Genomic DNA, 11478 nt, shown 5'->3' with positions numbered 1-11478 from the left:
CGCTTATTTTAAGTGCTTATTGGGACGCATCAGCAGCAAGTGAAGTGCCTTAGCTTTGGTTTTAAATTGTACTAATTGCTGCTGGTAAACCTGTGCCGGTAAGTCCTGGTATTTTAGGGCGACATAACTCTCGGTTAACTCGCTAAACAGCGAACACAATTTCGGTGCTTTATGCCGATAGTCGGTTAATATTTGCGCGGCAAAATGGTTGGGGCCTTGGTTTGGGCTGCGGGTGATCCCGTGTTTCGCTAGGCGTTTGCAAATGCCTTGGTAGCGTTCGCTGATGGGATCTTGCCCCTGTTTAACCCGGAATAACCCCACACTGTAGGCAATGTACAGTCCAATCAGACCGATGCATAGGCCCATCAATACCGCAACTTTTGTCTTAGTCACATCTCCGAGTAGGTGACTCAACACCTTATTTTGCCGTTCTTGGTTAAAGCCAAGCACCCATAGGCTCCAGTAATAATCTATGCTGGCAAATCTTTGTCTTAGTTCATTAAGCCAAGGGAGTGACTTTAAGCGCAGGGGGCTAAATGGGCTTTCTTGCAGGTAACTTTGCTCTGGATCAAACTGGGCATCAAAACCCAGTTCGATACGATTGGGGGCCACCATAGCTGTGGGGTCAAATCGCACCCAACCTTCACCCTCTAGCCAAATTTCTGCCCATGCGTGGGCCATATATTGGTACACACTTAAATATCCCGCCTGGGGATTGTATTCACCGCCCTGATAACCTGTGACCATGCGCGCGGGTAACCCGGTTGCCCGTGCCATAAAAATCAAGGCCGAGGCATAGTGCACACAAAAGCCGGCTTTATTTTCAAACAAAAAATCATCTATCTGTTGCGGCCCTAGTGGTGGTGGCGTGAGGGTATAGAAATAAGGTTGACTATTGAAATAGCGCATCATGGCCCAAAGACGCTGCTTAGGGGCGGGATATTGAGTGTTGAATTGCTTGGCAAGGGCCAAAGTTCGGGGATTGCTGCCACTGGGAAGCTTAAGGTTGATATCCCTTTGTGCGTTTGTGAGTTGAAGATCCATGGGCACGCTGGGCCATGACTCCACTCGATAGCTGATGCGCTGATCGACATTCCGTAGGGCATAGAGGCGATAATCGGGCAGGTTGACTATGCCTTCATCCTGGCTGTAGGCCAGATCTAAACCAAATAACCAGGGCTGGTGGCTGGGCTCGGCAATCACTTGATAGCGATAAATGCTGGGTTGTGGGTTCGGTGCAGCCTGTGGCGGGGTGGCCGAGTTTGTTTTGGGATCCTGCGCTAATTTTGATTCCGCTAAGGTGAACTGCTTGGCAGGGTTGGGCCGATAAGGGAGTAAAAGAAAAGCATCCTGCTGCAGTTTTTTGATGCCGATCTCCTGGCGCCAAGTGAGGCCATCATAATCTTCCAGTACCAGTGCCCGCCAGTAGAGGTGGGCATTACGCGGACTGTCCCCTTGAAAACTGGCCCGAAAGGCCAATTCAGTGGAACGGGTCAGCTTAGTAATGTCCCCTACAGACAGAGTATCGGATAATCCGGTTTGCGCCTCTTTCATATTGGGCACCAACCAGAGTGGTGCAAAGCGTGGTAGGACTAAAAATAATAACAGTGCCAGAGGTGCACTCTGCAGGAGTAATTTACCACTCATCCATGCCGTATGTTGCCATGACTGCTTGGTTTGATACAGGGTCACCAGTACACAGGTGTTGATCACTGTGACCCCCAGTAAATGCACAGTGTTGAGCATAGATTGGTGATCGATAAAGCTCAGTGCGATCAGAAAATAGCCCACAATGACGACGGCCCGTACATCTCGAAGGCTTCGCATCTCAATGTATTTTAAGGCATAACCTAGAATGAGCAGATTGACTAAGGCATTCAGTAACCCTATTTCCCCAGAAACCAACGCTAGGGTGATTGCAGCACCAATGGCAAGGCTAGTGACTAAAAAACGGGGAGGCTTAGCGACTTTACCCACATAAATGCCGATGCGCCATACAAGACAGATGGCACAGATCCCCAGTGTCCAAGGCGTAGTTTTATCAAGCAGAGGACTCAATACTGCCAGATTAGTTAGCAGCAACCAAAAGAGGGTTTGGCGGCTGATATTTTCTCCGGTCTGTGGTGAGCCAAGGTTGCTCGATAGCGCCGTCTTCTTGGTGAACATTAGCGCGTATCCTCCACAGTGGGGATATCACGTCTTTGGCTAAACGTTTTCCCGATAGGATGGGTTGTACGAGCAGATTGTTTGAATAAGACATCGATCTGCGGGTAGAGTGCTAATGCCCTCTGGCAGGCCACTCTATGGCTGTTGCCTATGGCGGGAGCGAGGACAATATCGTCCCCTTCGAGTGTGTGTAACAGGAGGCCAAAATATTGTTCGAGTTGCGAGAGTTTATTGACCTGCCAGCTCAATTGGCTCAATTGGGATTCGAGCCGTTTAGGATCGGGCTTTAATCTCAACCAAACGGGATCCCCCTGTGGTTGCTCAAATTCCTTAGTCAATAACCCGCGTCCCTGTGCCCATTGTTTCCACGCCACTTGCTTTAAGGACTCACCGAGCACATAGGGTTTGAGTCCCTTAAATTCGTCTATGCCGGCAACGTGTTTCCCCGCAAATTCGGGGGGCATCTCTTCAAGCTGACTGTCTGTTGCTTCAAGGTGGACCGGCGCTTCGATGGGCGCGGCATACACTAAGTGATGGGTATCGAGATCGATATGGGACCAAGCCCGACACAGCCCGAGGGGATAGAAAGACTCAATCTTAAGTCGTCCAGGGTTGAGTAGGCCACGCTCCCCATGCTCGAAGGGGATTAGAGCCTGAACTTCGTCCGCACCAACCTGTTTAATAATGAAACTGAGATTTTTTGGGTAGCTCAAGTTCACGTTATGGCTCACGTGATTAGAACTGAGTAATACGGGAAAGGTGATCGTTTCCCCCGCATAGACTTCAGGCGGCGTGACGGCCCGCAAATGCAATCCAGCGAGATTTTTATAACTGTAGAGGATCCCCGTATTAAACAGGCTCAAGAGTAAAATACTTAAGCCTATCACTAAATTATTTTGATAGTTTGTGCCAAACAAATATAAGAGCAACACCAGTGCAAGCCAAATCAAGCCAAAGCCGCTGGGCAGAATAAAGATGCTGCGGTGACTGAGGGTGATCTCAGTGCTCGGTGGCAGGCGCCGAGTGAGCCAGCGCTGCCATATTGGCGCAATTAATCGTTTCACTCTGGTTCACCATCTGGCTTCACCATCTTAGTTTCCCCCGATGATCTGCTATTGCTACATAATGGGATTGACGCTTGCGAGGATCCGCTCCGAAATTGCTTCTCCCTGCAGTTGGCTGCTGGTTCTAAGCCTATGCTCGGCGACGGCACAAAACACCGCCTGCACATCTTCGGGAACCAAATAATGTCTGCCTTCTAAAAAGGCCCATGCCTTAGCGGCTTGTAATAGTGCCTTAGTTGCTCGGGGGGATAGACCGACACTTTCGGCTTGAGTTCGGGAAAAACTCACTAGGGCCAAAATATAATTGAGTAGGGCATCGGATGCGCTGATTTTGTCGCATTGCTCCTGCAGTTGCATCAATACCATAGGCGTTAAGCATTGGGGGAGTTGATCGAGTGCAAGGTGGGAATGATGATGTTTAAGCATGGCAAATTCTGCATCGTGGCTGGGGTAACCGATGGAAAGCCGCATCATAAAGCGATCTAACTGGGATTCTGGGAGTGGAAAAGTGCCCGATTGATCCGTGGGGTTTTGCGTCGCGATCACAAAAAAGGGACTCGGCAGCCTGTGGGTGATGCCATCGACCGAGATTTGTTGTTCGGCCATTGCTTCGAGTAAGGCACTTTGGGTTTTAGGGCTAGCGCGGTTGATCTCATCGGCTAAGATCATCTGTTTAAATATAGGCCCAGGGTGGAACACAAATTGCGCTTGATGCTTATCAAAAATCGATACCCCGAGTATATCGGCGGGTAACATGTCGCTGGTGAATTGTACCCTTTGATAGCTTAGGCCTAAGCTTTGGGCGATGGCGTGGGAAAGGCTGGTTTTGCCCATGCCGGGCAAGTCTTCAATTAGCAGATGACCGCGGGCGAGGATGCAGGCCAAAGCCAAACGGATTTGTTGAGGTTTACCCAGCAATACTTGCTCAAGTTGTTGTAATAGTTCGCTAATCCCAGTTTGTGCCACGGAAAACTCCTTGTGTCATTTGCTTTATGGCTATCACATAAGCCCTATCACTCTCACTAAATAACAGTTCCTTATTATGCTACATCGCAGGATATTGCTATGCGATGTTCACCACAGCGCAGAGGGCCTGCTTATCGACACCCAGCTCACCTATTAAAGTGCGCGCAATTAAAATGCACTCAGATGAATACTATCACTATGGTGGAATATACCGCGCTTATCCAGCGGATTTATATGGTTTTGGCCGAGACGCGTTAGTTAACCTAAACACAACGCCTGTGCTCCGCTGGGGCGGATAAACCATGATTTAAATAAAAAGCCCTGCACGAAATCAACCCCAATGGATTTGGCGAAAGCGAGTTGTGCCTCGGTTTCGATTCCTTCCAAAATGGTTTGTTTGCCAGTACGTTTGGCAAACTCCACTAAGGCCGCGAGCAGTTGGATCCCCTGGGATTGCTCAATTAAGGTTAACCAGTAGCGATCAAATTTGAGGAAGTCCACATTCATCATTAAATCGACCGACAGTAAGGAATGGGGTGCCCCTATATCATCGAGGGCCACTTTAATATTGGCCTCTTTGAATTGACGGAAGAGTTGATTGGCAAGCTGCGCATCGCTGATACAGGTATTTTCAATAATTTCAACGGTAATGTGTTGATAGCCAGATAAGAGCGTGAGTAATTTCTCAGTATATGGGCCATTCACTGCATGGGGATCGATATTGATAAAGAGCCGTTGTTCCCTAGGAGCATGTTGAAGTTGAAAGGCTTTAGCCTGATATTCCACTGCAGCTAAGGTCACGCTCGACTCATGCAATTGCTCAAATACCAGATTCGGAGCGACCGCTTGACCATCGGGTAAGTAAAAGCGGGCGAGGGCTTCGTAGCCGTCGATGCTTTGGTCCTGCGGATTGACAAAGGGTTGATATTCACAGCTTAGGGTCAGAGAGTGAAGATTGATCATTGCCAGATACAGAGGTGTAATCCATAGATCGCTAATTAATTGCATTTATTCCGCAGCAGTGCAATTAAGTTTACCTTAATGTTGTTTGATTGCTGCTTTAATGTGCATTTTTATAATCATTTGAATTATATTGACTAATGTCAAATATTTGGCTTGGGATTGTGGGGGGCAACTTGCTGGATCCGTGTTTGAATTTAAGGTGGCTTTGGCCACCTTAAATTCCGATCCTAGCATGGATTCTAATAGTTAAAATTAAGCTCTTTGTCACTAAAGAGCGGTTGAGGCTTTTGCTTTTGAGCCTCATAGATCAAACGATAGCTCAGCACGGCTTGTACATATTCTCGGGTTTCTGTGAAGGGGATTGATTCGATAAAGCTCATCGTATCTAGCTTACCATTCGATTCAGCTAACCAACGACGTACGCGGGAGGGCCCCGCATTATAGGCCGCCGTTGCGAGTACGCGGTTTTGGTTAAACTCCTTCAATAACTGGGCGTAATAGGCGCTGCCCAAGTTTAAATTTAACTCTGCACCGTACAAATCATCAGGATCTTTATACTTAGCGCCGTGTTTTTTGGCGGTTGCCTTAGCGGTTGTCGGCATGATCTGCATTAAGCCGCGGGCGCCAACCCCAGAGGTGGCATAGAGGTAAAATGCGCTCTCGCGGCGGCTGATCGCACGAATTTCATCGACATTGACCCTATGCTTTTTACTGGCGTGCTCAAAGCCGGTTTGGTGTGCCATAGGGAAGCGTAGGGGAATGTCGTCCCAGAGCTTACCTTGAATACTGGCTTCGACCCCAAAGTCATACCAGCCCTGCTCGTGGGCATAACGGCCATAGCGGGCACGCATTGGATTATCGCTGCGCTTGAGTAATGACACCCATTCATAGCGGGCATCGAAGTAACGATCCAATGCCATCAGTTCTTTAACTCGAACAAAGCCGAGATCATCCTCGAGCTTGCTGCTGTTTCCATCGATCACAGGCTCAGGGCTTTGGTTGAGTGATACGGGTTTATTCAATAATTGCGACGCCGCAAACCCATAAAAAATTGCGCTCATTGCTGATGGCAGCCAGGGCCTTAGTGGCACTGTCGGGGGCATTTTTTGCATTGGTTCGATATAGCCAATATTGCCAACGTTCCTTGGTGAGGGTTTCTGGTGCGAGCAAGTTCAAATAGCGGGCGATATGGGTGTGATCTTGTTCCCGTATTGCCCACCGTAGACGGCGCTCATACATATCATCACTCTTCATCTCGGGCAGGACGGTATCGACAAAGTCTCTAAAGTTGTCGTCTTGCTCAATTAGCACCCGACGAACAAGGAATTTTTGCAGTTGTTGTTCTTGGGGCGGGGTGAAACGTTTAGCTTTTTGATACCGAGTATACAAATTGATGGCTTGGTCGAGATCCTTGCGGGCAAGACGTTTTAATCCTGCGGTGACAATATCGCCAACGATGGGATTTTTATCCTTAAATTTTTCAGTATGACGCAGGCTGTTGGGATCCTTAAACACGGCGACTAAACGTTTGGCTTCGTTACTGTGACTGGTGATCTTCTGGGATAAATAACTGAGCAGACTGGTTTCACCTTCATCGAAACTCAGTAGCATGCGGGCCCAAATCACATCCTGTGTGCGTTTTCCGGCCTTTGTCCAAGCGTTAAACAGGGGATCGCATTCCTTTGGACGAGAGCCACCATAGACCCACAGCGATTTTGCGGCATTGTAGGCTAATTGAGTTTCTCCCTTGGCGAGCTTGGCTTCATAAAAATAACATTGCAGGCGCACATCCGTTGGGGCATTTGGGGTGAGGGCAAGAAAGTCATTCCAGCGTTTTTTACTGCCCGCATTGACTAAATACTTAGCACGCAGGCGCTGGTACATGGGCGTGGTTTGATATTTATCGATAAGGGCTTTAGCCGCTTCGCCACGGAGATCGTTGAGCTTACCTATGTCAATATCATGATCTAAATAGATCGCCAGTGGATAATCACCCAGTTTGGCACGTAGGGGTTTATAGACTTCATAATTTTGTTTCTTCAGGGCTTTTTCAGCATCGAGAAAGGTTTTTTGCGTTGGGGTTAAAGCCCAAGCCGCAGAGGCATTTAATGTCCCTGCTATGACTATTGCGCTAGATAAAACCATATGTATTAATGGTTTGCACATGCAGTTTTTGCCTCCGGGCATCAAGGTCACAATCGACATTTCCGTATCGATTCAAGGTGAAATAGATTCAGTTTTTAACGTATGTGCTTAATTAATGTATGTGCTTAATAGTGTTCGAGTGCTGCGGCATCCTTAGGCTCAAGGGTCTGGGCGGTGTCCTGCTCTCCTTCAGTTTCTTCGACATCATGTTGTTCGATATCATTGTCGTCCAATGCCTCGTTGAGGGCTTTCTCAAGCAACATTTTATCCAATTGCTTGCTGGTATCTACCCCTAATTGTTGCATCAAGTGGGCCTGGCGGACTAAGTTCCCCTTACCTGAAGCCAACTTATTCATCGCACTATGATAGGTTTTTTCGGCGTTATCTAGGGCTCGGCCCAGTTTTTCCATATCTTCAATATAACCGCAGAGCTTATCGTAAATACGGCCCGCTTGTTTGGCTATCGTCTGGGCGTGTTGGTTTTGATATTCATAGCGCCAGATATTGTTGATGGTACGCAGGGCGACCAATAGATTCGTTGGGCTCACCAGCATGATGTTCTGCTCTAGGGCAAAGTTCACTAGGCTTGGGTCGTGTTCTAAAGCCAATAAGAATGCGGGTTCAATCGGAATAAACATCAGCACATAGTCTAGGCTTTTAAGCCCATGCAGGCGTTGATAGTCTTTCTGGCTCAGCCCTTTTATATGATTACGAATAGAAAGCACATGTTCGTTGATGGCCTGTTGGCGCAGTTGTGGATCTTCACTGTTAAAGTAACGCTCGTAGCTTAGCAGCGACATTTTGGCATCGATCACGACATCTTTATTCTCTGGCAAATGCACTATGACATCGGGCTTAAAGCGCTTGCCATTGTCATCCTTTAGATCCTGCTGGGTATGATACTCATGGCCCTCACGTAGGCCACTTTCCTGCAGTACTCGGTCTAAAATCACTTCACCCCAGTTGCCCTGTTGCTTATTATCGCCTTTGAGCGCCTTGGTTAAGTTGATGGCGTCTTGGCTCATCTTAAGGTTGAGATCGCGCAAATGTTCGAGTTGGTGCTTAAGGGCGCTACGCTCGGATTGTTCGTGGGTGTAGGATTCACGAATTTGTTGTCTAAAACCTTCTAACTGTTGCTTAAGTGGCCCAAGCACTCCCTCTAATTGGCTGGCATTTTGGTGCTTAAAATTCTCACTGCGTTCCTCAAATATTCGATTGGCAAGATTTTCAAACTGAGTCTGTAAACGCACTTCGGCGCTTTCTAGTGTGACAATTTTTTCCTGTAGGGATGTGTGTTGTGCTTCGGCTTTTGCCTGAATGGTTTGCTGCATAGCGTTAGACTTTGACAGGGCTAACTGCAACTCTAACTGCCGACGTTGGCTGTCATTGACCTGTTGCTCTAAATTAGGCACGCGCTCGGCTAAGGCTTCAGCTTTGCCCAGTTGCTCAATCTTCTGCTCAAGTCTTTGCTGATATTGGCGCAGTTGGGTGTCTTTATCGTCGACTAATATTTGCTGCTGCGCGAGGGAAAGTTCTGCGTCTTCATTCACTTGGCGCATTTCCTGTTCGAGCTCGTCCTTAAACTGTTGCCAGCGTTGGCGGGTTAAACGTTGATTGAGTAGGGCACCGATTAATAACCCCAAAAATGCGACGGCGAGAAGGCCGATGATGTCGGCAACGGAAAAAGATTGAGAAAATGGCATGGTCACTAGCACTCCTTTAGCTTTGGCGCTTAGGGTCGCATGCCCCCTAAAAGGCTTCAAGTGCTTTAATGAACAATCTGTTTGTGCGCTGGCTTGAATGAGCAAGTCTTATACATTTAAAGTGGTAATGAAAGATTTTCCTGTATTCCACTGTCTATACCCATATGTGCTTTAGAACAGTACGCTACAGAATCGTATGCTGAGCCTTGGGCTACAGTGAGTAGACCCTAAAACAGTCGCAATAATGATAGAGGTGTCAATTGGCTAATTATTCCCGTTTTACATCAGGTATTCTTAAAAAAGCGCAGTGGCATCTTCAGGATAACCAAGTGACACCTGAGTCTGTGTTTCGTGCACGAAGGCAAATTGTTAAAGCCATGGGTCTAGGGGCTATTGGTGCAAGTATCCCAGGTTATGTGCAGGCGGGCCTGTTCGACCTTTTTGGTGAGCAGCCTAAGTCCTCCTTTATTACCACGCCACTGACCTTTCAAACTAACCAGCGCTACGGCACCAGTGAAGTGTTAACGCCCTTTGATAAAGTCACAACCCATAATAATTTTTATGAGTTCGGCACGAGCAAGCAAGATCCCGCCGATAATGCCCAAAAATTTAAGGTTGATCCTTGGCAATTGCGGATCGAAGGCGAAGTTGAACGGCCTATGACGCTGGATTTTAATGACCTCACTAAAATGTTTCCCCTAGAGGAGCGAACCTATCGCTTACGGTGTGTCGAAGCCTGGTCCATGGTGATCCCTTGGGTCGGATTTCCACTGGCGGCATTACTGAAGAAAGTCGGTGTGACCCACAAAGGTAAGTATGTTGCCTTTGAAACCGCCTTCGATCCCGAGCAAATGCCGGGACAAAAGAGCCGCTTAATGGGCGGTGGTATTCATTATCCCTACGTTGAGGGCTTAACTCTGGCCGAGGCGATGAACGATCTGACGTTGATGTCGGTGGGCTTATATGGCAAAACCTTGCCCCCTCAAAATGGTGCGCCAATACGGTTAGTCGTGCCTTGGAAATACGGTTTTAAGAGCATTAAGTCCATAGTGAGAATTCGGGTGATGGACAAACAGCCGCCCACGAGTTGGAATCAATTAGCCCCCCATGAATATGGCTTTTATGCCAATGTTAACCCTGCGGTCGATCATCCCCGCTGGTCCCAGGCAAGTGAACGTCGGATCGGTGAAGGGGGGTTATTTTCGGCAAAGCGTATCGATACCCAACCCTTTAATGGTTATGGTGAGTTTGTCGCATCGCTCTATGGGGATATGGATTTACGTAAATTTTATTGACCCAGTGATATGTTGATGGGAATAACCTATGCTCAAGTTGACGGCTAAGCAGCTGATTTTGCTTAAAACAGTATTTCATTTCGTGGGGCTATTGCCCCTCGTCTTGCTCGTATTCAGTGTTATGGCAGGGCGGGCCGGTGGCGATCCCGTACAGTACATTATTCACTTTACGGGGATAGGCGCCCTCAATGCCTTAGTGGCAACGCTATTGATTTCACCCGTAGCAAAAGCGTTTAAGCTGGGATTCTTAATGCAGACTCGCCGCCTCGTCGGTTTATATGTGTTTGCCTATGCCAGTTTGCATATAACGGCTTTTTTCAGTTTAGATCTGCTGTTTGCATGGGATTTGCTGTTGAGTGAAGTGGTGAAACGTCCCTACATATTAGTGGGAGCCGTGGCTTACCTGATTGTGACAGCCTTAGCGGTCACGTCATTTAAGGCTTTGATGCGTAAGATGGGGCGCCGTTGGCAAACACTGCACAATGGGGTTTACCTTGTTGCACTTCTGGCGCCTATCCATTTTTATTGGTCGGTAAAATCAGAGATTATTGAGCCGAGTCTGTATCTTTTGGGCTTGAGCCTATTGCTGCTATGGCGCTTGCCAAACTGGCATAGGAAGCGTCTGGCTCGCCCAGTAGAGATGACTAAGATAGCTAAAGAACCTAGAACCTAGAACCTAGAACCTAGAACCTAGAACCTAGAACCTAGGTCCTAAAGCTAACGGTAAGTTATCCTAGCCCTTGGGTTGCCGATTTCATCTGAATAAACTCAATCTTGTAACCATCGGGATCTTCAACGAAGGCGATCTCCGTGGTGCCACCCGCAACTGGGCCTGGGGCGCGTGTGACTTTGCCGCCAGCCGCCGCAATGGCTGCACAACGGGCGTAAATGTCTTCATCGCCAATAGCGAGATGACCAAAACCTGTGCCTAAATCATATTTATCTGTCCCCCAGTTATAGGTCAGCTCGACGACAGCTTGGCCCGTCGACTCCTCACCATAGCCCACAAAGGCTAAAGAATATTGATATTGGGGGTTTTCTGAGGTGCGTAGTAGTTTCATGCCTAGCACTTGGGTGTAAAAAGCGATGCTGCGTTCTAAATTACCGACCCGGATCATAGTGTGTAACAGTTGCGACATGGAATTATCTCGATAAATGAATGGCGTGAGGAGTATA

At 47.9% G+C, this 11478-nt stretch carries 8 protein-coding genes and 1 pseudogene; 2 read left to right on the top strand and 7 right to left on the bottom strand.

The features are described 5' to 3' along the window. Positions 1-3: 3 nt before the first annotated feature. From SOHN41_RS09080 to rmuC, 6 genes and pseudogenes are all read right to left on the bottom strand, one after another. On the bottom strand, positions 4-2166 hold the full coding sequence (locus SOHN41_RS09080; RefSeq protein ID WP_007648076.1) for a transglutaminase TgpA family protein: 2163 nt from the start codon (positions 2164-2166) through the stop codon (positions 4-6). After that, positions 2166-3230 (bottom strand): DUF58 domain-containing protein, encoded by a 1065-nt coding sequence (locus tag SOHN41_RS09075; protein ID WP_007648074.1) that lies wholly within the window; start codon positions 3228-3230, stop codon positions 2166-2168. The genes SOHN41_RS09080 and SOHN41_RS09075 overlap by 1 nt, the downstream gene beginning before the upstream one ends. A gap of 54 nt (positions 3231-3284) precedes the next feature. After that, positions 3285-4196 carry an AAA family ATPase gene (locus SOHN41_RS09070; protein WP_007648072.1) on the bottom strand — a complete coding sequence of 304 codons (912 nt, stop codon included), beginning with the start codon at positions 4194-4196 and terminating at the stop codon, positions 3285-3287. Positions 4197-4454: 258 nt separating this feature from the next. Further along, positions 4455-5159, bottom strand: a complete 705-nt coding sequence (locus tag SOHN41_RS09065; RefSeq protein WP_037458627.1) for an EAL domain-containing protein — start codon at positions 5157-5159, stop codon at positions 4455-4457. Between the two features lie 239 nt (positions 5160-5398). Then, positions 5399-7325 (bottom strand): annotated as a pseudogene (locus tag SOHN41_RS09060) (transglycosylase SLT domain-containing protein). A 104-nt stretch (positions 7326-7429) separates the two neighbouring features. Next, on the bottom strand, positions 7430-9007 hold the full coding sequence (rmuC, locus tag SOHN41_RS09055) for a DNA recombination protein RmuC (RefSeq protein ID WP_037458624.1): 1578 nt from the start codon (positions 9005-9007) through the stop codon (positions 7430-7432). Positions 9008-9267: 260 nt separating this feature from the next. Between rmuC and msrP the strand changes: the two genes are divergently transcribed. Together msrP and msrQ are read left to right on the top strand one after the other, a co-directional pair. Next, on the top strand, positions 9268-10302 hold the full coding sequence (msrP, locus tag SOHN41_RS09050; RefSeq protein WP_007648058.1) for a protein-methionine-sulfoxide reductase catalytic subunit MsrP: 1035 nt from the start codon (positions 9268-9270) through the stop codon (positions 10300-10302). 28 nt (positions 10303-10330) lie between these two features. Further along, positions 10331-10975, top strand: coding sequence for a protein-methionine-sulfoxide reductase heme-binding subunit MsrQ (gene msrQ, locus SOHN41_RS09045; RefSeq protein ID WP_007648055.1), 645 nt, complete (start codon positions 10331-10333; stop codon positions 10973-10975). Positions 10976-11030: 55 nt separating this feature from the next. Here msrQ and gloA read toward each other — a convergent pair whose 3' ends face one another. Continuing rightward, positions 11031-11441 (bottom strand): lactoylglutathione lyase, encoded by a 411-nt coding sequence (gene gloA / locus SOHN41_RS09040; RefSeq protein ID WP_007648054.1) that lies wholly within the window; start codon positions 11439-11441, stop codon positions 11031-11033. Positions 11442-11478 lie beyond the last annotated feature (37 nt).

This window comes from Shewanella sp. HN-41 (assembly GCF_000217915.1).
Classification (GTDB): domain Bacteria; phylum Pseudomonadota; class Gammaproteobacteria; order Enterobacterales; family Shewanellaceae; genus Shewanella.
This window is presented reverse-complemented; position numbering and strand designations above follow the sequence as displayed.